Source organism: Lentzea albidocapillata, from assembly GCF_000719115.1.
Lineage (GTDB): Bacteria > Actinomycetota > Actinomycetes > Mycobacteriales > Pseudonocardiaceae > Lentzea > Lentzea albidocapillata.
The window spans coordinates 176,575-199,186 of record NZ_JOEA01000014.1 but is presented as its reverse complement, the minus strand read 5'-3'; the positions used below and the strand labels follow the sequence as shown (position 1 = coordinate 199,186).

At 69.8% G+C, this 22,612-nt stretch carries 18 protein-coding genes; all 18 read right to left on the bottom strand.

Annotation, left to right across the window (positions count from 1 at the left end; genetic code table 11):
- Positions 1-4 precede the first annotated feature (4 nt).
- Positions 5-1,519 carry a YcaO-like family protein gene (locus IG04_RS0122525; protein ID WP_159460451.1) on the bottom strand — a complete coding sequence of 505 codons (1,515 nt, stop codon included), beginning with the start codon at positions 1,517-1,519 and terminating at the stop codon, positions 5-7.
- A complete protein-coding gene (locus tag IG04_RS47240; RefSeq protein WP_030478672.1) occupies positions 1,516-3,000 on the bottom strand; it encodes a hypothetical protein in 1,485 nt (494 codons plus the stop codon). Before IG04_RS47240 ends, IG04_RS0122525 begins: the two co-directional genes overlap by 4 nt.
- Positions 2,997-4,076 (bottom strand): hypothetical protein, encoded by a 1,080-nt coding sequence (locus IG04_RS0122515; RefSeq protein WP_030478671.1) that lies wholly within the window; start codon positions 4,074-4,076, stop codon positions 2,997-2,999. Before IG04_RS0122515 ends, IG04_RS47240 begins: the two co-directional genes overlap by 4 nt.
- Entirely contained in the window at positions 4,073-6,490 is a 2,418-nt protein-coding gene (locus IG04_RS0122510) for a lantibiotic dehydratase (protein WP_084401114.1), read from the bottom strand. The genes IG04_RS0122515 and IG04_RS0122510 overlap by 4 nt, the downstream gene beginning before the upstream one ends.
- Entirely contained in the window at positions 6,487-6,669 is a 183-nt protein-coding gene (locus IG04_RS0122505) for a thiazolylpeptide-type bacteriocin (RefSeq protein ID WP_030478669.1), read from the bottom strand. Before IG04_RS0122505 ends, IG04_RS0122510 begins: the two co-directional genes overlap by 4 nt.
- 105 nt (positions 6,670-6,774) lie before the next feature.
- Positions 6,775-9,459, bottom strand: a complete 2,685-nt coding sequence (locus IG04_RS0122500; protein ID WP_051770432.1) for an AfsR/SARP family transcriptional regulator — start codon at positions 9,457-9,459, stop codon at positions 6,775-6,777.
- Between the two features lie 307 nt (positions 9,460-9,766).
- Positions 9,767-10,390 carry a TetR/AcrR family transcriptional regulator gene (locus IG04_RS0122495; protein ID WP_030478667.1) on the bottom strand — a complete coding sequence of 208 codons (624 nt, stop codon included), beginning with the start codon at positions 10,388-10,390 and terminating at the stop codon, positions 9,767-9,769.
- Positions 10,391-10,399: 9 nt separating this feature from the next.
- Positions 10,400-12,724, bottom strand: coding sequence for a glycoside hydrolase family 3 protein (locus tag IG04_RS0122490; protein ID WP_036015484.1), 2,325 nt, complete (start codon positions 12,722-12,724; stop codon positions 10,400-10,402).
- A gap of 65 nt (positions 12,725-12,789) precedes the next feature.
- Positions 12,790-14,178 carry an FGGY-family carbohydrate kinase gene (locus IG04_RS0122485; protein ID WP_051770429.1) on the bottom strand — a complete coding sequence of 463 codons (1,389 nt, stop codon included), beginning with the start codon at positions 14,176-14,178 and terminating at the stop codon, positions 12,790-12,792.
- The gene (locus IG04_RS0122480) at positions 14,175-15,650 is read right to left on the bottom strand and encodes an FAD-binding oxidoreductase (RefSeq protein ID WP_030478664.1); all 1,476 of its coding nucleotides are present in this window, start codon (positions 15,648-15,650) and stop codon (positions 14,175-14,177) included. Before IG04_RS0122480 ends, IG04_RS0122485 begins: the two co-directional genes overlap by 4 nt.
- A gap of 22 nt (positions 15,651-15,672) precedes the next feature.
- Positions 15,673-16,440: an SDR family oxidoreductase gene (locus tag IG04_RS0122475; RefSeq protein WP_030478663.1), complete on the bottom strand. Its 768-nt coding sequence runs from the start codon at positions 16,438-16,440 to the stop codon at positions 15,673-15,675.
- Positions 16,440-17,852, bottom strand: coding sequence for an NAD-dependent succinate-semialdehyde dehydrogenase (locus tag IG04_RS0122470; RefSeq protein ID WP_051770424.1), 1,413 nt, complete (start codon positions 17,850-17,852; stop codon positions 16,440-16,442). The genes IG04_RS0122475 and IG04_RS0122470 overlap by 1 nt, the downstream gene beginning before the upstream one ends.
- Positions 17,853-17,863: 11 nt before the next feature.
- Complete coding sequence (locus tag IG04_RS0122465) at positions 17,864-18,757, bottom strand: NAD(P)-dependent oxidoreductase (RefSeq protein WP_245816094.1); 894 nt, start codon at positions 18,755-18,757, stop codon at positions 17,864-17,866.
- Positions 18,754-19,257: a formaldehyde-activating enzyme gene (fae, locus tag IG04_RS0122460; protein ID WP_030478660.1), complete on the bottom strand. Its 504-nt coding sequence runs from the start codon at positions 19,255-19,257 to the stop codon at positions 18,754-18,756. The genes IG04_RS0122465 and fae overlap by 4 nt, the downstream gene beginning before the upstream one ends.
- A 2-nt stretch (positions 19,258-19,259) precedes the next feature.
- The gene (locus IG04_RS0122455; protein ID WP_030478659.1) at positions 19,260-20,180 is read right to left on the bottom strand and encodes a glycine betaine ABC transporter substrate-binding protein; all 921 of its coding nucleotides are present in this window, start codon (positions 20,178-20,180) and stop codon (positions 19,260-19,262) included.
- A gap of 32 nt (positions 20,181-20,212) precedes the next feature.
- On the bottom strand, positions 20,213-20,959 hold the full coding sequence (locus IG04_RS0122450) for an ABC transporter permease (protein ID WP_030478658.1): 747 nt from the start codon (positions 20,957-20,959) through the stop codon (positions 20,213-20,215).
- Positions 20,956-21,927: an ABC transporter ATP-binding protein gene (locus IG04_RS0122445; RefSeq protein ID WP_030478657.1), complete on the bottom strand. Its 972-nt coding sequence runs from the start codon at positions 21,925-21,927 to the stop codon at positions 20,956-20,958. Before IG04_RS0122445 ends, IG04_RS0122450 begins: the two co-directional genes overlap by 4 nt.
- Entirely contained in the window at positions 21,920-22,573 is a 654-nt protein-coding gene (locus IG04_RS0122440) for an ABC transporter permease (RefSeq protein WP_338043562.1), read from the bottom strand. Before IG04_RS0122440 ends, IG04_RS0122445 begins: the two co-directional genes overlap by 8 nt.
- Positions 22,574-22,612: the final 39 nt, after the last annotated feature.

The following is a 22,612-nucleotide window of genomic DNA, read 5'->3' as shown; positions in this document are numbered from 1 at the left end:
TGGTTCAGGGGAACGGGTGGGGGTGGCCGGCGGTCGTGCCGAGGCGGGACAGGCCTGTCGTCCGGCGGTGCAGGTGGCCGAACGTCATGGGCAGCGTCCCCGGCACGATGACCTTGGCGCAGTGCAGCCCGAGGGTGTTCGTGGTGTGCGGGTCGGACTGGTCGACCGCGATCAGCTCCAGGCCCTGGCCGCGCAGGTCTTCCGTGTAGCGGTCGAGCAGATCGCGCAGGTCGGTGTGGTCTCGCCGGTCGGGGAGGACCTCCGGAGGCTCGTCACTGACCATGTTCGCGTACCGCTCCCTCGCCTCCGGCAGGGTGTTGACGGCGACGTGGTCGTCCATGCTCCGGACCTGCGCCGGGTCGCGAAGGAGGCTCAACAGGCGTTCTCTGCTGTAGTTCTCGGGATTCGCCCTTGTGCGGTCGGCGAACGCCTCGACGTCCACGGCCACCTCGACGGCGGCCGACCGCAGGGCCTTCGCCGGGTCCGGGCTGGCGCCGGCGGCGAAGAACGCCTGGGGCAGGCCTTTCCTGGTGGTTCTCGCCAGGGTCAGCACGGCCGGGATGCCCAGGTCGTTGGTGGCGTTGAGGAACAGCAGCTCGTAGCCGAGTTCTTCGAGCCGGTCGGTGAGGTGCTGCAGCAGCGGGTCCGGTGGGATCTTGATCCTGGTCAACGGCGTCTCGGCGTACCAGGCCAGCAGGAACGCGTCGCGTTCGGCCACCTCGAACAGGCCGTGCAGCACCGCCTCGGTCAGGCTGTTGCCGAGCCCGCAACCGTTGGACGTCTCGTGGACGAACCGCTGCTCTGCCGGTGTGTGTGCGGCCCAGTACGCGACCTGCTCCGGCACCTGGATCGGCCTTTTGTGCGTGTAGGACCAGCCTTCCGCCCAGCGCATCCTCAGGTCCGGGTGGTAGGCGTTGCCGAAGTCGTTGAGTCCCAGGCGTTCCGGGTCTAGCGCCTGGTCTGGTCCCAGTTCGGCGAAAGAGATCTCCCTCGGGTCCGGGTGGCGCGGACGCATGCCGTTGCGGCGTTCGATCGCTTCGAAGATGGCCACGCGTTCGGCTTCTTCGAACGACGTGGTGCGGCCGTAGCCGGCGGTGTGGGAGTCGAGTTCGGCGGTGACCGTGGCGAGCGGCAGGTCCCCCGTGCGGAACAGCGCGGTGACCGGTCCGTGCCGGAAGTCGACCACGGCGTCCCTCAACCCGGTGCTCCTGTTCGGGGTGCGGAGTTCGCCGTTGGGAGTCCTGGTGTCCTCGTTGGCCTTGGGCGTCGGGGAGCAGCAGGCGCCGGGGGTGATCCGGTGGGTGGACACCAACCCCAGGTCGGTGCGGATCGCGATCACGGTGTCGTGCTGCTGGCTTTCGAGTGCGGTCACCAGCGGCTGGAACGCCGGTGCGACCAGACCTTTCAGCCGCACGTCGCGGGGCGCTTTGGCCGTTGCGAGCCGTGCGCTCTCCGCACAGTCGACGCAGACGTTCACGGTCGGGCCGATGAGGGTGAGGCCGCCGTCCACGCGGCTCATCGGTATGCCCTGAGGCCGGCGGCACGGAGTTCCGGGTCGAGCCGGAGCGGCCGGATCCTGACGCCGGGCAACATCGCGATCGCTTGCTGGAGCCGTTCTTCGCGGTCCCGCACATCGGCGGGCCAGTGCCATTGCCGGGTGACCCAGTCGGGGTGGTCGGCGGGCCTGAGCGGAGCGGCGCCGTTGAGGTGGGCGGTGCCGGTGCGACCCGCCTGGGCGTAACCGGTGGCAGCCAGGGCGGCGAAGGCCACGGCGTCCGCGGCCGTCGCTTCGACGGCCCACGCCAGAACGCGCTGACCGTTGCTGATCTCCGCCTTGTGGACGCCCGGTGCGAGGCGCTCGGTCCGGACCACGGCGGGGATGCCGAACCTCGCGGTCAGCGCCTTCCACCACCGGTGCGCGGTCGGGTCGCTGGTCCACTCGTGCGCGTCGGCCGGCTCGCCCCGGTGGTGGCGTGCGGCCAGGCGGAGGGCGGCGCCTCGGGCATGGGCCTCGTCGATGCCGATCACGCCGTCGGTCTTGAGGGCGTTGAGGGCGGCGTTGAGGCGGGCGCTGTCGGCCGTGGTGCCGATGCCCAGTGCGTCTCCCGAGGTGGCGAGGTTGGCCGGGACCTGGGGGAGAGGGCCGAACTCCGGGGTGTCGACCGGGCCGAGTTCGTGGTCGGTGAGCGCTTCGAGGGCTTGCCAGGGATCTGACGGGGGAGCGCCCTGCAGGAGTGGGTGGTAGGTCGCGGTGAGGGGGTCGGCGTGGGCGACCAGGGCCATCGGGTAGGTGCCCGTGGCGAGTTCGGCGGCGGGATCCGGCAGGCCGGCGACGGCGCAGACGAGGCGGTGCACGGCGGCGGATCCGATGAGGGTGGCCAGGATCTCGGGCGGTTCGCCCGTGACGCCGAGCCGCGCGGCGATTCGCATAGTGACTTCAGTGTTGACCGAAGATAACCCCACTGTCGGTGGCAGTACATAGCCGACATCAGTTCCACAGCCCGCCACGACAACAAGATCTCCTGCGGACACAACGAGTTCGCGGTTGCCGTCCGACCGCTGAACCTTCAGCCCGACCGCCTCCGCCGCCCCGACGGCCGCGTCCTCCAGCGCCCCGCGCCCCGCCACGACCATCGTGGCCGCGCGAAGCCGTCGCCAGGCCTCCACCGGCTCCGTGGCCGCCGACTCCAGCCAGGCCGCCACCTCCGGAGCAGGCGTGTCCGCACCCCAGGAAGGCATCTCGACCAGCATGTCGTGCTCCCACAACTGTTCCAGGATCAGCGAGACCGCGGCCCGCACGGCCGGAGCAGTGTCTTCGGGTACCTCCAGCGAGGCGCGCGGGATTCCCGCCTCCAACTGCGGGGCCACGCGCTGCCACACCTTCCACAGGCCGGAGCCGCCGGAGAGCGTGCAGCTCGACGCCCAGCCGCGCAGGTGCAGTCCGTCGGCGGTCCGGGTGGCCTGGACGACCGGGCGCAGCCGCACGAGCATGCGCGTCACCCGACCTTCGGCAGTGCGGCGAACTGTTCGGCCCACGTGGTGCCCAGAACCTGCTGCGCGGCGTTGGCGAGGAGGTGGGCCGCGGCGTAACGCTCCATCGGGGTGACGTCGCAGATCGCCAGCAGCTGGTAGAGGACGTTGGTGCCGATGCGGTAGACGGCCATCGAGCGCGCGATCGCCGGGTCGGAGAGGTCCACGGTCCACATCGCTGTGTGGTAATCGCTGAACTTCGTTCGCTCGCCGTAGTTGTAGCGGCGGATCGCGTCCTCGTCACCCACTTCGTAGGCCCGTTCGCCGTGACGGGGGTTGGGGTCCGCGGTGAGCAGGCCCGCGTCGTAGCGTTCCTGGGTGGTCAGCCGCAGGGCGATGGTCCAGGTCTGCCAGGCCGCTTCCAGGTGGCTGGTGGGGTGGCCCAGCGCCACCTGCTCGACCAAGGCGCAGGCGGCGGAAGCGTTCGCGGTCCAGACCGAGTCCAGTTTGGACCGGATGGTGCCGTCGGAGTCGTTGGCCAGCAGGAAGTCTTCGACGTGCGAGACGAACGAGTGGTAGCCGTACCGCAGGCCGGCCGGGTAACGGCTGGCGTGGACGGCCATCGAGGTCAGCGCGAGTGTTGCGCGAGGCACGGAGAAGGATTGGCGTAAGGCCGGAACGCCCAACCTCAGGCCTTCGGCGCGCACGTCGATGTGCGCCTCTGACAGGAGCGAACGCAGACGAGTGTCGTCGGTCGGCTCGATGCGCACGGAGTTGTTGGGGTGGAACGGGGTGAACGGCGGCAGGAGCAGTTCGGCGACGGCCGCAGACTCGGCGTGGGCGAGTAGCGAGGCCTCGGAGAGTTCCACAGTGGACGGATGAGCGGCCAGGTAGGAGCGCAGCAGGGTGGCCAGCAGCAACGCCGCGGTCGGTGAGGACGGGCCGGACAGCACGACCCGCACGTGCGGGCCGTGCAGCCAGTGGCGTTCCACGTGGCCTGTGACGTCGGAGAAGGCGGCTTCGGTGGCGGCGAGAGCGGGCAGGACGCCGTCGCGCAGCAGCGGTGCCTTGATCGGATCGTGGTAATAGCAGACGACGTCGGTCATCCGGCCCTCCGATAGGTCTCCGCGACGACCTCCAGCACCTGCCCGGACGGCACCGGGAGCGCCTCGGTCAGCCGGACGTGGGCGCCGTAGCGGGGCGTAAGACGCGGCAGGCAACGCAGGTGCAACGCGTTGGTGAGGTCGGCGTATTGCGGTTTCGGGCCGTTCACGCGCGCCTCGAAGTCCTCGCGGGAGGTGATGACGCCGCCCATGCCCGCGAACAGCTGCGCGGGCATGCCGTACCGGGCGCGCAGCGCGGTCGCACCGGCCACGGAAGAGAACGCGTCTCCCAGTGCAGCTGAGGGGAAGTCCCAGTAGCGCCGGCCGAGCACGACATCGCGGTAGCGCAGCCGATCGGCGACGCGCACGTCACCGCGCACCTCGACGGGTTGCAACGGCGAGAGGTCGGCGGCGCCGCACGAGAGGTCGGCGTGCAGGGCGGCGACGCGGTCGGGCAGCGAGATCGGCATGAGGTAGCCGAGATACAGCACGTCCAGCACGGCACCGTTGTCCCGGCGCCGCAGCCGCAGCTCGTCGGTCTCCTGGTCGTGGAAGATCTCCAGCGCGTCCGGTGTGTGGTCGGCCCAGCGCGGGTCCTCGCCGATCTCGGCGCGCCCGAGCAGTGGGTGCAGGTTCGGGTTGAAGCCCTGCACCGGCCGGTACTCGGCGAACCCGCGCGGGAACACACCGTCCAAAGTGGCCCGGACGGTCGCGTAGGCCTCGGGCGGCAGCAGGTCGAGGAACCGGCCGGGGAAACGGCCGAACCCGCCGTAGACGTGGTTCACCACCAGGCCGTCCGGCGAGGGCTGGGCGAAGAACGAGTACGAGACGGGCCTGGTCTTCATCCACGAGGGCAGCAGGTCCGCGGCGGCGGTGACGACCTCGTCGGTGATCACGCCGTCCCGCACCAGATCGGCGACCTGGGCGCGGCTCGCCCCGAGACCACCGGTCGGCGCACCGGACATGGCTTCGTGCATCAGTGGCGCGCACTCGGCGAGGCGGGCGGATCCGCCGTGACCGAACTTCGTGACGAACAGGTCGCGTGAGTGCCGCCGGATCGCGAGGTGCCGGTCGAACAGCATCAGCAACGGGGTCAGCCCGGCCAGCGACCGCACGCCGTCGTAGCCGTGCGCACGGCCGAGCCGGACCGGCTGGGGCAGCACGACGTCCTCGCTCAACGGCGTCACGCCGCCCAGGTCCACCCCGACGACCGAGCCCAGTTCCTCCCAGGCCGCGAACAGGGCGGCGAGCGCGGCAGGCCGTTCAGCGGCGTCGATCTCGGCGAATGCCAAGGTGTCGCGGTAGATCGAGACGACCCGGTCGGCGAGTTCGGGACGTCCGGTGTCACGTAGCCACGAGGCCAGCGCGGGACAGGCGGCGGGATCCTGAGGGTCCATCGGCAGCACCGGCACGAGCAGCTTGATGTCGAGCAGCAACGCGACGTAGTGCTGCGCGCGATCGGATTCGCCGTCGGGCAGCCGGGTCGCGAGCGCGCTGGCGAGCTCGGCGGGGCTGATGCCCTTGGGGTTCGCGCCGGTGAGGCCGACGAGGAACTGCAGCGGCGCACTCGACGCCAGTTCCACGTCCTCCTGGATGCCGACGTACGCGCGCAACGGTCCCCGAGCGGGAACGTCGCGGCGGAACTTCAGCTGGCCGCCGTCGAGGTGCACGTCGGGGGCGAGGCGGTGCGGGTGGTCGAAGAGGTGTGCGCGGTCGGCGAGCAGGGCGGCGGTCAACCGCGACAGCAGCACCTGGCTGACCCGCGTGACGGCGACCGGCGTGCCCCAGTCGGGTGCGGGCGCGTCGGGGGACCAGGTGGCCCAGCCGACCGCCGCGTACCAGGACAGGGGACTGGTCTTCGACGTCGCGCGCAGGGCGTAGCGCAGCACTGTCGGTTCGGCCTTGCGGGAACGCTTGTCGCCGGCGCCCGCCCGCGCGAGTCCCTGCCACAGGTCGCGGCCGCTGAAGACGGCCGCCTTCCGCACGGACTCGTTGCCGCACAACGACGCGAGCACCTCACGTTCGGCGGCGAGCGCGTCCGGCAGCAGCCGTTCGATCTCGTCGGTGAGCGCGGCCCGCTGGTCCATCGCGGACAGCCACTCGCCGAGCTGCGGAAAGCGCGAGCCCAGCGAATCCGCCTCACCGCGCAGAGAGGGGCGAGGCGACCGTCCGTTGTGGACGTCGCGGCGCAACGGCAGCACGACGGTGCGGTGGTAGGCATCGGAGTGCGTGCCGGCGCTGTCGTGCAACAGGTCGGACACCGGGCCGGCCAGCGACGCCAGCGAGGCATCCACCTCCGCCAGCGCCTCCACCGCCCGCCGGAACGGCGCTGCCGTCGCAGCGCCGTCCGGGTGCGGCAGGGCCGCCAGGCGCACGAGTGCGTATGGCGCTGTTTCTCCCTGCACGCGATCGCTCATGCGTTCTGGGCGGGAAGCTGGGGCGGCTGGGTGCAGCTGCTGCACGACGAGCTGCCGCACGAGCACGACGAGGCGCCACCGGACGCTCCGGACTCCGGCAAAGCGACCGAGTCGCGCAGGGAGGTGACCGCGAGGTCGCCGAGTTCCAGGTCGTCAGGGTCGAAAGAGAGATCCTTCATGCCGTGTCCTCACGTCTTCAGTTGTGGCGAACTCGCCCGCGGGCTGTTCGGAACAGGCTGAAGAAACGCGATACGGCACGGATCGCACTTTGCTTGATCGGCCGGTCAAAGACGTGAACGGACCTCGGCGGCCTTGGGCTCGCCCAGCTCCTCGAACAACGTCACGGACTCCAGCCAGCACTTCTCCGCGCCACGGCGATCACCGAACCCGTCCAGCGCCAGGCCGAGGTTGTCCAGCGACTCGGCCTGTCCGTAGAGGTCACCGATCGCCCGGAACGTCTCCAGCGCCCGTTCGACGTACGACACGGCCTCGGTGAAGTCGAGCAGCCCCCGGTACACCTCGCCGATGTTGTTGAGCAGGATGGCCTCGCTGTACGGGTCCTTGATGTCCCCGCGGATCTCCAACGCCCGCAGGTACCGCGACAACGCGACGTCGAACCGGCCCGCGTCGGCGTGCAGCAGTGCGATGTTGTTCAGCGTCACGGCTTCCGTGTGCAGGTCGCCCAGCTCACGGGCGATCTCGGCGCACTGCTCGTAGCACGCCAGCGCGTCCTCGGTCCGGCCCTGCACCATGCGGACGATGCCGAGGTTGTTGAGCGTCGGCACCTGGCGCGACCTGTCGCCGGTAGCACGGAAGATCGCGAGCGCCTGCTGGTAGCACTCGACGGACTCGTCGTGCCGCCGGACCTCGCGCAGCGCGATGCCCAGCGTGATCAGCATCCGGCCCTCGGCGCCGCGGTCGCCGACCGAGCGTGCGGCGGCCAGCGCGACGCCGTGCGTGTCGATCCAGTCCGCCCAGTGCTTGCGCAGGTTGAAGAAGTCCCACAGGCATTGAGCCAGGCTCCAGGACTGCTCGGGCAACTCGTGCTGGGCGGCGTCGCGGATCGCGGCGACGAGGTTCGCTCGTTCCGTGTCGCACCACAGCAGGGCCGCGTCACGGTCCGGGAACGTGCGCGGGTGCACGGCCGGGTCCGCGGGACCGATCTCCAGCTTGCGCTGCGGGTTGAGCTGCAGCGCGCTGTGCCAGGACGTGTGGACGTACCAGTCGAGCACCCGGCGCCGAGCGAGTGCGCGGGCGGGCGGCGGATCGGCGGCCATGACCTGCTCGACGGCGTACGCGCGCAGCAGGTCGTGCAGGCTGTAGCGGCCGGGGGTGTGCTGCTGCAGCAGGTGTTCGTCGAGCAACGTCTCCAGCAGGTCGCCCGCCTCGTACGCGGTCAGCCCGGCGAGTGCGGCGGCCGAGTCGGCGGTGACGTCTTCGCCGGGGTGGAGTCCGAGGAGGCGAAACAGGCGCCTCTGGTTCTCCGGCAACGCCTGGTACGAGAGGTCGAACACGCCCCGTGTACCGAGACCGCCTCCCCGTTCGAGCCGGTCCACCAGGTCCCGCAGCGTCCACTGTGGACGGCGAGCCAGGCGTTTCGCGGCGAGCGCGACGGCGATCGGCAGGTGCCCGCACAGCTCCGCGATCCGTTCCGCGGCCTCGTGATCGGCCCGCACCCGGTCCTCACCGGCGATCCGGGAGAGCAGCGCGAGCGCCTCGCCGGGCGTGAAGACGTCGAGGAAGACCGACTTCACGCCGTCCAGCAGCAGCAGCGTACGGCGGCTCGTGATCAGCACCATGCAGCTGGAACCGCCGGGCAGCAACGGCCGCACCTGGTCCTCGCCGGCGGCGTTGTCGAGCAGCACCAGGGCGCGCTTGTCCGTCAGCCGGTCGCGGTAGAGCGCCGCCCGGTCCTCCAGCGACTCCGGGATCTGCCCGCCGGGCACGCCCAGCAGCCGCAGGAAGCTCTCCAGCACGGCGGACGGGTCCGCGGGCAGCTCGTCGGCGTCGAAGCCGTGCAGGTCGGCCCACAGCTGCACGTCCGGATAGCGCTCAACGAGCCGGTGGGCCGCGCGCACAGCGAGTTTCGTCTTGCCGACACCGGCCATGCCCTCGATCGCGGAGATCACGACGGTGGTCTGGGGCCCCGGCTCGCACAGCCGCTTCAGTTCGGACTCGCGCCCGGTGAACTCCGCGATGTCCATCGGCAGCTGCCGATGCGCGTTCAAAGCCGCGGGCGAGGGCACCCGGCTTTCGAGGACCACCTGCTGCAACTGGCGCAACCGCGCGCCGGGCTCGACGCCGACCTGCTCGATCACGTGCCTGCGGGCCGTCGCGTAGGCCTCGAGTGCCTCACTGCGGCGGCCGGAGCGGTCCAGCGCCACCATCAGCAGCGCCCAGAGCTCCTCGCGCAACGGGTGCAGCGCCGTCTCCCGCCGCAACCGGTCGATCACGTCGTCGAACCGGCCGAGTTCCAGCGACGCCTTGGCGAACCGCTCGACGGCCGTGAGCCGGCGTTCCTGGATGCGGGTGAACTCCGCGCGCAGCAACGGTCCCGCGTTCAGCTCGGCGGTCGGGATGCCGTGCCACCTGGCCAGCGCCTGGCCGAACAGGTCGGCCGCGGCCGCCGTGTCGCCGTCCGCGAGCGCGTCCTCCCCTTCGCGCACCAGCCGGTCGAACGAGTCGAGGTCCAGTTCGCCGGGCTCGACCACGAGCTGGTAGCCGTGGCCGGCCCGGGTCATCAACCGGTCGCCGAGGACCTTGCGCAACCCGGCGACGTACGTGCGGAGGTTCGATTCGGGCGACACCGGCGGCGAATCCCACACCGCCTCCGTCAGTTGTGCGACGCTGACGGCCTCGTTGGCGTGCAGCAGCAGCATGGTGAGCACCGCGCGCTGCCGGGGGCCGCCCAGCTCGAGCAACGTGCCCGTCCGCCGTACCGCCAGCGAGCCGAGCAGCAGGAACTCCACAGGTCGATCGCTCCTCGATGATCCAGGCGTTGGGGTGCACAGCCATCCTCGCGCACTTCCTGACGGTCTGTGCACGGCCTGGGCGAAATCTGTGCACGCCCCCTGTCATCTTTGTGTCCAGATCCGGTACCTGCGCCGCCGGGCCCGAGAACTCCCGGGAGTGGGGGTCGGCGCAGTTGCCGGGTCCGGTTCCCCCAGAACCCGGCCGGCGTGTGAAAGTCACCGCGCACGTCGGCCACCTACCGCAAGACCGGTGGCCCGGACGGGTCCCCCAGACTGAACCGGGCCACCACCTTGCGTTTCGCGGTCAGCCCGCCCAGCGGGCTCGCAGGGTTCGGGTGAACTCCTCGAACTCCGCCGTCATCGACACCTCGTCCGGTTGGAGCAGCCACTGCTGCTGCAACCCGTCGATCACCGCGATCGTCGTGCGCACCATCGACTCGACCGGGGCGTCCGCCGCGATCTCTCCTCGTTCCTGGCCTGTGCGCACGGCCTCGGACAGCCATTGCCGCAGCCCGCTGTAGTGCTGACGCACCCACGCGTGCGCGGGGTGGCCGGGTTCGGTCGCCTCGGCGGCCAGCCGCACGAACAGGCCGACCAGGTGCGGGCGCGCCGAGTTGCGCGCCACCAGGGCGGTCAGCGCGTCGAACGCCGCCCAGCCCAGCGGAGGCCCCGCGCTTCCGGCCAGGAAGTCGCCGTCCTGCCGGTCGCGTTCCTCCAGCACGGCCGTCAGCAGGACCGCCTTGCTCGGGAAGTGGTGCAGCAGGCCGGACTGCGACAGTCCGGTCCTGGCCGCCACGGCCGCGACCGACGTGCCCTTGAAGCCCGTCAGCGCGAACAGTTCGGTCGCGACGGCCACTGCTTTGGCCCTGGACTCCTCGCCGGAGACGTCCACCCGCGACTTGGCTCGGTACCGGGGCGGGACCGACACGGCGTCACCTCAATCCTGATCAGCGGGCAGGGTAGCGCGGACGTCGCCGAGCCCGCGGGCGATCAGCACGTCGCCGCCGGTCAGAGGGTGCCAACCGGCCGCCCAAGTCCGTTGGGCCCGCGGGTCGCACGGCACCTCGACCCGCACGGTCCGCCCGGCCTCGACGTCCGCCACCGCGAATCCGACGAGACGGACCGTCTCGTCTCGCGGGCGGAGGTAGACCTGCACGACCTCGCGGCCGGCCCGTTCGCCGGTGTTGGTGAGCTCCACCGAGACCGAGGCGAGCACGCCATCCACAGTGGACGCGTGCGCAGCCCCGTACTCCCAGGTCGTGTAGCCGAGACCGTGGCCGAACCAGAACAACGGCTCGGACGCGCCCCGGTAGCCGATCGCGGTGCCTTCGGAGTACAGCAGCTCGCCATCGGCCGGAATCAGCGGCAGGGCGTCGGCGTCGGAGCGGGGGAACGTCGTGACCAGGCGCCCGGCCGGTTCGATGTCGCCGAGCAACGCGGCCGCCACCGCGTCACCGGCCTCCTGGCCGGGCAGTCCCGCCCACAGCACGGCGTCGACCTGCGCGAGCCACGGCATGAGCACCGGCGTGGCGGCGTTCACCACGACGACCGTGCGTTGCGCGGCCGCCGCGACCGCTGCGACCAGCGCGTCCTGCTCGCCGGGCAACGCGAGCGTGGTCTTGTCGAAGCCCTCGGTCTCCTGCTCCTCGGTGAGGCCGACGACCACGACCGCCACGTCCGCCTCGCGCGCGGCCCGCACCGCGGCACCGATCGCGTCGGCGGGAGCGCGGGGGACCGGCTGGGTGATCAGGCCGACCAGCGCGCTGGCCTCGCGAACGCGGGCCGTGATCCGGTCGCCCGGCGACAGCAGCACCTCGGCCGTCCAGTGCGGCGGCTTGAGCAGTGCTTCCTCGACGATGCCGTTCGCCCAGGCCAGACGTGTGGCGTACTGCCGTCCGGCGACGTCGATCGTCCAGTCGCCGAAGCCGCGCACGCCGACCAGCAGCCGCGTCGGCTCGTCCAGCACGACCTCGCCGGACACCTCGATCGACGCGGCACCCTGTGCCCAGCCGCCGTACGCCGCGAGCTCGGCGATCTCCATGTCTCGCGTAGCCAGCACCTGGCCGTCCGTGTCGTACGTCGTCGCGCGGATGTCCTTCAGCACCCCGGCGCCGGGAGCGGCGTACCGGAGCCGGACCTCGACACCGTCCACAACGGACACGGAGCCGAGTCGCGAGGTCAGGCCGTCCGCGATGCTGATGATGTGCGGCGGCCGCACGCCGGCGGAGCCACCGCCCTGCGCGACGGTGTCGATCGCGTGACGGCCGATCAGCGCGACGCGGGACTCCGGCAACGGCAGCACACCGGAGTTCTTCAGCACGGTCATGCCGCCCGCCGCGAACCGGCGCAACTGCTCGCGGCGGCCCGCGCTGTCAGGCGCGGGCAGATCCTGAGGCCAGGAGCGCGGCTCGCCGAACGCTCCGGTCCGTGACGCCAGCAGCAGCAACCGGGCGAGGTGGTCGTCGATGACCGACTCCGCGACCTCGCCCGCCTGCACAGCCGCGACCAGCTTGTCCTCCCACGGACCGCCAGGGCCGGGCATGGCCAGGTCGAGGCCGCCGTTGGCGCTCGCCGCGGTGGACTTCGTGGCGAACCAGTCCGACATGACCAGGCCGTCGAAGCCCCATTCGCCCTTCAGTACGCCCTCGACGAGTTCGGTGTGCTCGGTCGCGGGGATGCCGTTGACGTTGTTGTAGGCCGCCATGACCGCCCACGGTGAGGAGTCCTCGACCACGATCTCGAACGGCAGCAGGTAGACCTCGCGCAACGTCTTCTCGTCCAGCACCATGCTCGCCGTGCGCCGCTCGGTCTCGGACTCGTTGGCCACGTAGTGCTTCGGCGTCGCCGCGATGCCCTTGTGCTGCAGGCCGCGCACGTAGGCGGCCGCGATGACGCCGGTGAGCAGCGGGTCCTCGCTGTAGGCCTCGAACAGCCGGCCGCCGAGCGCCGTGCGGTGCAGGTTGATCGTCGGGCCGAGCACGACGTGGACCTGTTGCGCCGCCGCCTCGTCCGCGAGTACCTCGCCGACCTCGCGCGCCAGTGCCACGTCCCAGTGCTGAGCGAGCAACGTCGCGTTCGGCAGCACGCACGCGATCGTGCCGCCCCTGAGTTCGGCGCCGCGGACACCCGTAGGGCCGTCGGACAACTTCAGCGACGCCAGGCCGATCTCCGGCTCCGCGTGCAGCGCGAACAGGGCGGAACCGGTGAGAAGCCGGACCTTCCGCGGCAGGTCCAGCCCGGCGATCGCCTTCTTGATGTCCATGCCTTCGAGCAGACCAGAAGTACCGACCGAGTAGTCGGTCGGTATGTCTTGCCGTTATCAATCGGTTATCTGGCCGTGATGTCTTGCTGGTTCAGGGATGCGAACAGCGGATCGGTGTGGTCCGTGATGCGGGCATGGTCCTGCGCGAGCTTCGCGTACACCGGCGCCGCGGCGGACGGTGTGAAGACATCGGCCGTGGTGACCATGGCCTTGACCGCGCTGTCCCAGTCCGGGTGCACGCCGCTGCCGACCGCCGCGCAGATCGCGGCACCCAGACCGGCGGCGTCGCTCATCCTCGTGCGCCGCACCGGCCGGTCGAACACGTCGGCGAAGATCTGCATCATCAGGTCGGACCGCGATCCGCCGCCGGACACGATCAGCTCCGGGAACTCACGTCCGAGAGCATCCCCCATCAACGCGCTGTGGCGGCTCATGGTCAGCGCGATGCCCTCCAGGATCGACCGGTACACGTGGTAGCGGCCCTGTGTGCCGTCGAACCCGAGCAGCGCGCCGCGCCGGTACGGGTGGTCGCCGGGGGCCAGCCAGTCGAGGACGGTCATCAGCCCGCCGCAGCCAGGTTCGACGCTTGCCGCACCGGCCTCCAGTTCACCGAGGTCGGAGCCGACCAGCTGGCGGTACCAGCTGACCGTCCACATCCCGCGCCGGATCCCGTTGCTCTCGTACAGGTATTTTCCCGGCACGGAGCCGAAGTTCGACCAGAAGCGTCCTTCGGGATCGACGGTGTGCCGGTCCCCGGTGGTCATCGCGGCGATGTAGGTGCCCAGCGACACCAGCAGTTCGTCGCCCAGGCCACTGCCCAGTGCCTCGACCGCCTTGTCGTTCGAGGTCGCGAACACCGGCAGCCCGGCGGGCAGACCGGTGGCCCTGGAAGCCTCGCCGGTCACGTTCCCCAGCAACGCGCCCGGGTCGACGAGGTCGAACAGCTGCTCGCGGCGCATGCCGGTGTCCGCATAGGACGGTGATGAGTCCGGCCAGCGCCACGTCTCGTGGTCGATCGGCCACATGCCCTCGTAGTTGCCGGCCGTGTCGCGCCGCTCGCCGGTGAGCCGGAGCGTCACGTATCCCGAGGACGCCGAGACGAGACGTCTCGTCCCGGCAGGCTGCTGCGGCTGCGCGAGCCGCTCGTCCATCCAGCTCAGCAACGGCTCGGTGAGCCGGCCGCCGGGGTCCATCACGGCCCGGCAGAACCGGATCGTGCACAGCCCGACGCCCGCGATCTCGCCCGGTGCGCCGGTGAACCGTTGCATCGCCTCGGTGCAGGCCTCGGCGATCGAGTCCCACACGTCGTCGTCCGGGTGCACGACCTGGCCGGGCTTCGGGTGCTCGTACGGCCGCAGCGGGCGCTGGGCCGAGGCGTGCACGCGGCCGACCTCGTCGACGATCGACACCTTCGTGCTCTGCGAGCCGTTGTCGATCGCGATCAGGTAGCTCATGACACCGGGAAGATCGTGCCGGCGTTCATGATCCCGTTCGGGTCGAAGCCGTGCTTGAGCACTTCGAGCATCCGGTAGGCGCTGCCGTGCTCATCGCGCGTCCACGGCGTGCGGTACTTGCCGATGCCGTGGTGGTGCACCATCGAACCGCCCAGCCGCAGCGACTCCTCGACGATGATCGCGTTGAGCGGGATGTGGTACTCGGTGATCTCCTGCTCCGGTTCGCAGGTGATGTCGTAGTCGTAGACGAAGTAGAGGTTCGTCCCGGTCTGGTAGCTGTGCGACGAGTGCGCGCCCAGCATCGTGAGGTCGGCGAAGCGCGGGAACTCCCGACGCACCCGGTTCATGATCGCGTCGTAGAGCGGCGTCACGTTCGACCAGTCGACGGAGACCTCGGTGGTGTAGCCGAGGTGCCGGGTCTCCAGCATCGCGCGCCTCTCCGCGTCGATCTTGTCCTGGCCCCAGTTGAGGTTGTCGAACCACTCGACGATCAGCTTCGGATCCACGGCCTCGGTGCCCGCGAACGTCTTCTCGATCGCCTCGGCGGTTGCCCGCGCGATGCCCTCCGGGCCCTCCGCGACGAGCACGACCACGTTCTTGTTGCCAGAGAAGTGGCTGAAGTGCTGGTTCGCGTCATCGGGGGAGTAGACGCGGCAGACTGAAGGCCGGTAGCCGTCGGTGATCAGCGTGCGCAGCCGCTCCACCGCGTCACCGAAGTCGTCGGTCAGGAAGCCGAAGTAGTGGTTGTGCTCCGGCTGGTAGCGGAACAGCTTCACGGTGACCTCGGTGATCACGCACAGCGCGCCCTCGTTGCCGATCACGACGTGCCGGATGTCCGGACCGGCCGCGCGGCGCGGGACGTTCTTGATCCGGCTGACGGTGCCGTCCGGGAACACCGCCTCCAGGCCCACGACCATGTCCTCGATGCCGCCGTACAGCGTGGAGAACTGGCCGATCGAGCGGGTCGCGACCAGTCCGCCCATCTGTGCGAGCGGCTTGGACTGCGGCGAGTGGCCGGTCGTCAGGCCCTGCTCGCGCAGCGCGTCCTCCAGGCGCTGCAACGGAACACCGCACTGCGCGGTGACCATCATGTTGACCGGGTCGATCTTCACGATCGCGTCCATTGTGGAGCCGTCGAGTACGACGGTGTTCTCCACCAGCGTCTCCAGCCCGCCCTCGGTCGCGGTCCGGCCGGTGCGCGGGACGACGTTGATCCGGTGCTCGTTCGCGAACGCCAGCACCCTGCCGACCTCTTCGGCGGACCCCGGCTTGACGATCGCGGCCGGGATCGGGCCGGTGAAGATGCCGTGCACCGAGGTGTACTTGCGGAACCTGTCGACGCTGGCTTCCTTAAGCTCTTGCTCGTCGGTGTCGACCTTCCCGGAGCCGAGCAGGTCGACCAGCCCGGCGACGATCTGCTCGCGGCTCAGGCCGGAGGCGGAGGGGACGGAGGGCGGCGGTGCAGGAAACATGGCTCTGCCTTCGAGAAGAGAGTCAGCGGACGAGATAACCGCCGTCGACCACCAGCGTGTGGCCGTTGACGTAGTCGGAGGCGCGGCAGGCGAGGAACACCAGTGCGCCCATGAGGTCGCTCGGGTCGCCCCAGCGACCGGCCGGGATGTGGTCGATCACGCGCTGGTTGGCCGCGGGATCCGACCGGGTGGCCTCGGTGATCTTCGTGGCGAAGTAGCCCGGCGCCAGCGCGTTGACCTGGATGTTGTGCTGCGCCAGCTCGTCGCAGTAGGCCTTGGTGAACCCCGCGATGCCGTGCTTGGTCGCGGCGTAGGCGGGGGACTGGCGGCCACCGAGGAACGAGAACAGCGACGCGATGTTGATGATCTTCCCGGACCGCTGCGGGATCATGTACCTGGTCGCCTCGTGGGCCAGTTCGAAGGCCGCGGTCAGGTTGATCGCGATCATCGGGTCCCACTTGGCGCGGTCGAAGTTCTCCACGTCGTCGAGCAGGCTGATGCCGGCCGAGTTGACGACGACGTCCACGGATCCGAGCTGCTCGAAACACGCGTCCACAACGGACGCACACGCGCCCGGTGCCGTGATGTCCGCCGTCATCCCGGCGAACCGCTGGCCTTGCGCTTCGACGAGCTTCTGCGTCTCACCGTCGTCGGAGACGAGGCTCGGCACGAACACGTCGGCCCCGGCGGCGGCCAGGCCGAGCGCGAACGCCTGGCCCAGCCCCGTGTTGCCACCGGTGACGATCGCGTTCTTCCCCTTCAAGGAGAAGAGATCCAACCCGAAGTCCATCAGCTGCTCCCGAACGGGTCAGATACCGCGACATAAGTGGTTTCGAGGTACTCCTCGATGCCCTCGGCGCCGCCTTCACGGCCGATGCCCGAGTGCTTGACGCCACCGAACGGTGCGGCGGGGTTCGACACGATTCCCGTGTTGAGGCCGAGCATCCCGGTCTCCAGCGACTCCGCGAGCCGCAGACCCCGGTTCAGGTCACGGGTGTAGGCGAAGCAGACCAGGCCGTACTCGGTGGCGTTGGCCAGCCGGACCGCTTCTTCCTCGGTCTCGAACGTGACGATCGGCGCCACCGGGCCGAAGATCTCCTCCGCCAGCATCCTGGCGTCGCCGGGCACGCCGGTGAGCACGGTCGCTTCGAAGAAGAAACCCTTGCCCTCCAACGCGGCTCCGCCCAAAGCGAGCTCGGCTCCACGATCGAGCGCGTCCTCGACCAGTTCGGTCACCTTCGCCCTGGTCTTGGCGTCGACCAACGGCCCGAGCGGGTAGTTCTTCATGCGCTCGGCCAGCTTCGCCGTGAACTCATCGGCTACCGAGGCGTGCACGAGGAACCGGTTGGCCGCCACGCAGGCCTCGCCGCCGTTGCGCAGCTTGGCGAGCACGGCACCGTCCGCGGCCGCGTCGACGTCCGCGTCCTCGAAGACCAGGAACGGCGCGTTGCCGCCCAGTTCCATCGAGACCCGCAGTACCTGGTCGGCGGACTGCGCGATGAGCCTCTTGCCCACCGCCGTCGAACCGGTGAACGACAGCTTGCGTAGCCGCGGATCGGTGAGCAACGGGCCGGTCACCGCGCCCGGATCCGTTGTGGTGATCACGTTGAGCACGCCCGCCGGCAGCCCGGCCTCGGTCAGCACCTCGGCGAACAGCAACGCGGTCAACGGAGTGAGCTCGGCGGGCTTGAGCACCATCGTGCAGCCCGCCGCGATGGCCGGCGCGATCTTGCGCGTGGCCATCGCCAGCGGGAAGTTCCACGGCGTCACGAACAGGCACGGCCCGACCGGACGCTTCACCGTGACCAGGCGGTTGCGGCCGTCCGGCGCGGTCGTGAACCGGCCGGAGATCCGCGGTGCCTCCTCGGAGAACCACCGCAGGAACTCCGCGCCGTAGGCGACCTCGGCCCGTGACTCGGCGAGCGGTTTGCCCATCTCCGAGGTGATCAGCCGAGCGAACTCCTCGGTCCGCTCGGTCACCAGTTCGAAGGCCCTGCGCAGGATCTCGGCCCGCGCACGCGGTGCGGTCCTGCCCCACGCGGCCTGGGCGGCGACGGCGGCGTCCAGAGCGCGCACGCCGTCCTGAGGCGTGGCCTCGGCGACCGAGGCCAGAACCTCCTCTGTGGACGGATCCAGTACCTCGAACGTGCGGCCGTCACTCGAATCGAGCCACTTGCCGTCGATGTACAACTTGGTGTGCATGGCTTGTCCCCTCACAGCCTCAGGTCGACCCGGATGAGGTCCTCGTAGAGCTTCACCGGGGTCATCTCGCCGGCCGTGTCGCCGTACGAGGCGCGGGCGCGGCGGAAGATCTGCTCAACCAGCGCGGACAGCTCGGCGGGCACTCCGACGGACGCCGCGAGGCTGGTCGACAGGCCGAGGTCCTTACAGGCCAGCGCGATCGCGAAGCCCTCGTCGTAGTCACCGTGGTCCAGGACGGACAGCACGTCGTGCTCGACGAAGTTGCTCCGGGCCGGGCTGTTGACGAGCGCGTTGCGCAGCACACCCAGCTCCACACCCGCCTTGACGCCGATCGCCAGCACCTCGGCCGTCGCGACCAGGTGCGAGAACCACAGTTGGTTCAGCATCAGCTTCACGGTGTAGCCCGCACCATGACCGCCGACGTGCAGGATGCGTTCCCGATCTCCCATGGCGTCAAACACCGGCCGCAGGCGCGTCACGTCATCGAGGTCACCGCCGACGAAGATCTGCAACGTGCCGTTCGCGGCGCCCACCGACATGCCGCTCACCGGGGCGTCCAGTACGTGCAGGCCCGGGTTCTTCCTGCGGATCTCGTCCGCCACCTCGGGCACCGAGGTGGACATGTCGATCCAGGTGCCGCTGGGGACCATGCCGGCGAGCACACCGGCCTGGCCGTTCATGACCTCGTGGACGTGCTTGGGCGTGGGCAGCATGGTGATCACGAGGTCGCTGTCGGCGGCGACCTCGGCGGGCGTGGCCGCCCACTTGGCGCCGCCGTCGACCAGCTCGTCCGCCGACTCGCGGCGGATGTCGTTGACCACCAGGGAGAACCCGGCCTTCTGCAGGTTGCGGGTCATGCCCGACCCCATGCTGCCAAGGCCGATGAAACCGACGGTAGGACTCACGCTCTCTCCTTGGGCGTGTAGAAGGGGTTGCTCGGGGTGTCCTTCGCGGCGAGCACCGCGTCGATCGCCGGCAGGTCCTTGGCACCGTTGGCAAGTGCTGTCCGAGTGGCCTCGCGGTTGTTGCGGTACACGGTGTCCGCGTCGTCGGCGCCGGGGTTGACCCAGACCGCCGCGATCAGCACGTGTGTCGAGGTGTCCGGTTCCGGGATGCTGCCCGCGGCCACCGCGTCGGCGACACCGGCGGCGACGCCGGCCTGCGCGGGACCCCAGATCAGCAGCCCGTGGTCGTCGTTCGCGGGAGCGGCCTTGGTGACGAACAACGTCATCGGCTTGACCGGCAACGAAGGCCGCAGCACGGCGACGAACGGGACGTGGCCCGCTGAGGGCGTGGCCAGGGCCGTCGCCCAGGCGGTGCCGGCCGGTCCGTCGCGATGACCGAGCACCGTGTTGATGTGGGCGGCGTTGACGCCCTCGCCGACGAAGCTCTCTCCGATCAGCATGATCAGATCAGCCCCTGCGCGGTCAGCCACTCCTGCGCGACCTCGTCCGGCTCGTCACCGTCGACGTCGACCTTGGCGTTGAGCTTCTGCATCTCCTCGGTGGTCAGCTTGTCCGCCATGGGCCCCAGCACGTCCGCGATCTTCGGGTGGCTCTTGAGCACGTCGGCCTGCAGCGTGAACCCGCCCTGGTAGATCGGGAAGAACGCCTTGTCGTCCTGCAGCACGGTGAGCCCGAGCGCGGCGATGCGGCCGTCGGTCGCGAACACCTCGCCGAAGTTGCAGTCCTTGCCGTCCTTGGTGGCGGTGTAGATGACACCGGTGTCGAGCAGCTTCACGTTGTCCTTCGGCGCGTCGAACGCGTACTCCTTCGAGACGCCCGGCCAGCCGTCGTCCCGCGTGGAGAACTCGCTCTCGATGCAGAACGTCCGCTCGTTCGCGGGCAGCTTGGCGATGTCGCTCATCTTGGAGACGTTGAGCTCCTTCGCCTTCTCGTTGCGGATCGCGAAGGTGTAGGTGTTGTTGAACGGCGCGGGCGAGACCCACGCGATGCTCTTGGCCTCGTCGGCCTTCTTCACCGCGTCGAACTGCTCCTGCTCGGTCTTGATCGGCGCCGTCTGCTTGTTGTAGGTGATCCAGGACGTGCCGGTGTACTCCCAGTAGCCCACGAACTGCTTGTTCTCCAGGGCTTGCCGCACGTTCGCGGAGCCGACCAGCTTGGTGTTGGCCTCCAGCGTCGCGCCGTGGGCGTTGAGCAGCTTGGTCGTCAGGTGGGCGAGGATGTACTGCTCGGCGAAGTCCTTCGAACCGATCTCGCCGGACAGGCCCGCGAGATCACTGGTCTTCGCGGCGGTGTCGGCGGACGGGGAACTCGAACAGGCGGCCAGCCCGAGGGCCAGCACGCCGATGAGGGCGCGCTTGTACATGGAATGTCCTTCTGGCGGAGGAGGAGAGGTACTTACAGACCGCGGGGGCGGACGAGGTCCTCGACGAGACCGGCTGCCCAGTCGATGAGGACGGCGATCGCGGCGACGAGCACTGCGCCGACGACGATCACGGGGTAGCGCTGGAGCTTCAGGCCGTTGACGATCATGTCGCCGAGGCCGCCTGCGTTGATGAACGTCGCGATGGTCGCGACGCCGACGGAGAACACGAGAGCGGTCCGCAGCCCGGCCAGGATCACCGGTGAGGCCAGCGGGAGCTCGATGCGCCACAGGACCTGGCGCGGGGTCATGCCCATGCCCCTGGCTGCTTCGCGGGTTGCCTGGTCGACCTGTTCGAGGCCGGTCAGGGTGTTGCGCAGCACCGGGAGGAAGCAGTAGGCGACCAGCGAGATCAGGGCGGTGTAGAAGCCCGTCTGCCACACGATCGCCAGCAGGATCACCACACCGACCGCAGGGGTCGCCTGGCCGATGTTGCCCAGGCCGATCACGAACGCGCGGACCGCCTTCGAGCGGACCCGGTAGGCGGCGATGCCCGCCGGGATCGCGAGTAGAGCGACGAGCGCGGACGAGACGACGGTGAGCAGGACGTGTTCCTGCGTGCGGTCGAGGAGGTAGCTCGTGTTGAGTGTGCGCTGCTCGATGGAGTCGAGCGTGAGGCTGCTGAGCCAGGCGAACAACGCGACCAGCGCGACCACGACCGCGAGCGGTGTCGTGAACCGCTTGAGCCCCAGCCGCGGAGCCTGTCCTGTGTGGACGCTCATGACGCCTCCACCGGTTGCTTGACCCTGTTCAGCGCGGCCGAGATCTTCGCGTGCGTCAGCGAACCGTTCGCTCCCGGCACGTTGACACGTTCGGCACCCGTGACCATCAACAGGTCCAGCGCGTCCCGCAGCGAGGCGTCGGCATCGACGGCGGGCGCACTCGCGTCCGGCGCGTCGAGCTCGACGTCGGAGATCGGGATCAGCGCGAGGCGCATGAGGCCGGCGCCGTGGCCGATGAAGCTCGACACGTAGTCGTTGGCCGGGTTGGCGAGGATGTTCGCGGGCGTGTCGAACTGCTCGATCCGGCTGCGTTCGCTCAGCACCGCGATCCGGTCGCCGAGCCGGATGGCCTCGTCGAAGTCGTGCGTGACGAAGATGATCGTCTTGCCGATGTCGGCCTGGAGCTTGAGGAACTCGGCCTGCAGCTTCTGCCGCGTGATCGGGTCGGTGGCGCCGAACGGTTCGTCCATCAGCATCACCGGCGGATCGGCGGCCAGGGCGCGGGCGACACCGACGCGTTGCTGCTGACCACCGGAGAGCTGCTTGGGATAGCGGTGCGCGAACGTCCCGGGGTCGAGCTGGACGGTTCGCAGCAGCTCGTCGACGCGGTTGCCGGTGCGCTCCTTGGACCAGCCCAAAAGCTTCGGCACGGTGGCGATGTTCTCCGCGATCGTCATGTGCGGGAACAGGCCGATCTGCTGGATGACGTACCCGATGTGACGGCGGAGCTCGTTGGGGTCCAGCGACAACACGTCCTGGCCGTCGATCGTGATCGACCCGCTCGACGGCTCGATGATGCGGTTGATCATCTTCATCGTCGTGGTCTTGCCGCAGCCGGACGGCCCGACGAACATGACCAGCTCGCCGGGGTCGACGCTCAGCGAGAAGTCCTCGACGGCGGCCTGCTGCTGGCCCGCGTACCGCTTGGTGACGTGGCTCAGTTCGATGCCGGCTCCTGGCTCAGACACGGAGACCCCTAGAAGTGCTGTAGCGGGCGATCAGGACGAAGGCGCCGTCGAGGAGCAGGGCCAGCAGCACGACGCAGATCGTGCCGGTGAGCGTGAAGTTGAGCGCGTTGACCGAGCCGAGTGACGACAGGCCCTTGAAGATGTAGAGGCCGAGACCGGGACCGGCGACGTAGGCCGCGATCGCCGCGATGCCGACCGTGAGCTGCGCCGCGACCCTGATGCCGGTCACGATGACCGGCCACGCGAGCGGCAGCTGGATGCTCAGCAGGGTCTTCGCGGGCGTCATCCCCATGCCCCTGGCCGACTCGATGAGGTGTGCGGGCACCTCGCGCAGGCCGACCACGGTGTTCCGCACGATCGGCAGCAGCGAGTAGAAGACCAGCGACACCACCGTGGGCGCCCAGCCGAGTCCGAGCACGGGGCTCAGCAGCGCGAGCAGTGCCAGCGACGGGATGGTGATCGCGATGCCGGCGGCGGTGAGCGCCGCCGTGCGCGGGACGTTCCTGTCCCACACCAGCAAGCCGATCAGAACGCCGAGAACGGTGGCGATGGCGAGGCTCAGGGCCACCACGGCGAGGTGTTGCAGCGTCAGCATGACGAGGTCTTCCCAGCGGCGGGCCAGGAACACGTCGAGAGAACCGAACACGGGGCCTCCTTCCGGCATCGGTGCCGATGGCCGGGAACG

What these genes read in the sequence shown, in the direction of transcription:
- IG04_RS0122525 (WP_159460451.1), bottom strand. Translation starts at nt 1,519, where the DNA reads ATGAGCCGCGTGGACGGCGGCCTCACCCTCATCGGCCCGACCGTGAAC.
- IG04_RS0122515 (WP_030478671.1), bottom strand. Translation starts at nt 4,076, where the DNA reads ATGACCGACGTCGTCTGCTATTACCACGATCCGATCAAGGCACCGCTG.
- IG04_RS0122510 (WP_084401114.1), bottom strand. Translation starts at nt 6,490, where the DNA reads ATGAGCGATCGCGTGCAGGGAGAAACAGCGCCATACGCACTCGTGCGC.
- IG04_RS0122505 (WP_030478669.1), bottom strand. Translation starts at nt 6,669, where the DNA reads ATGAAGGATCTCTCTTTCGACCCTGACGACCTGGAACTCGGCGACCTC.
- IG04_RS0122490 (WP_036015484.1), bottom strand. Translation starts at nt 12,724, where the DNA reads ATGGACATCAAGAAGGCGATCGCCGGGCTGGACCTGCCGCGGAAGGTC.
- IG04_RS0122485 (WP_051770429.1), bottom strand. Translation starts at nt 14,178, where the DNA reads ATGAGCTACCTGATCGCGATCGACAACGGCTCGCAGAGCACGAAGGTG.
- IG04_RS0122480 (WP_030478664.1), bottom strand. Translation starts at nt 15,650, where the DNA reads ATGTTTCCTGCACCGCCGCCCTCCGTCCCCTCCGCCTCCGGCCTGAGC.
- IG04_RS0122475 (WP_030478663.1), bottom strand. Translation starts at nt 16,440, where the DNA reads ATGGACTTCGGGTTGGATCTCTTCTCCTTGAAGGGGAAGAACGCGATC.
- IG04_RS0122470 (WP_051770424.1), bottom strand. Translation starts at nt 17,852, where the DNA reads ATGCACACCAAGTTGTACATCGACGGCAAGTGGCTCGATTCGAGTGAC.
- fae (WP_030478660.1), bottom strand. Translation starts at nt 19,257, where the DNA reads ATGCTGATCGGAGAGAGCTTCGTCGGCGAGGGCGTCAACGCCGCCCAC.
- IG04_RS0122455 (WP_030478659.1), bottom strand. Translation starts at nt 20,180, where the DNA reads ATGTACAAGCGCGCCCTCATCGGCGTGCTGGCCCTCGGGCTGGCCGCC.
- IG04_RS0122450 (WP_030478658.1), bottom strand. Translation starts at nt 20,959, where the DNA reads ATGAGCGTCCACACAGGACAGGCTCCGCGGCTGGGGCTCAAGCGGTTC.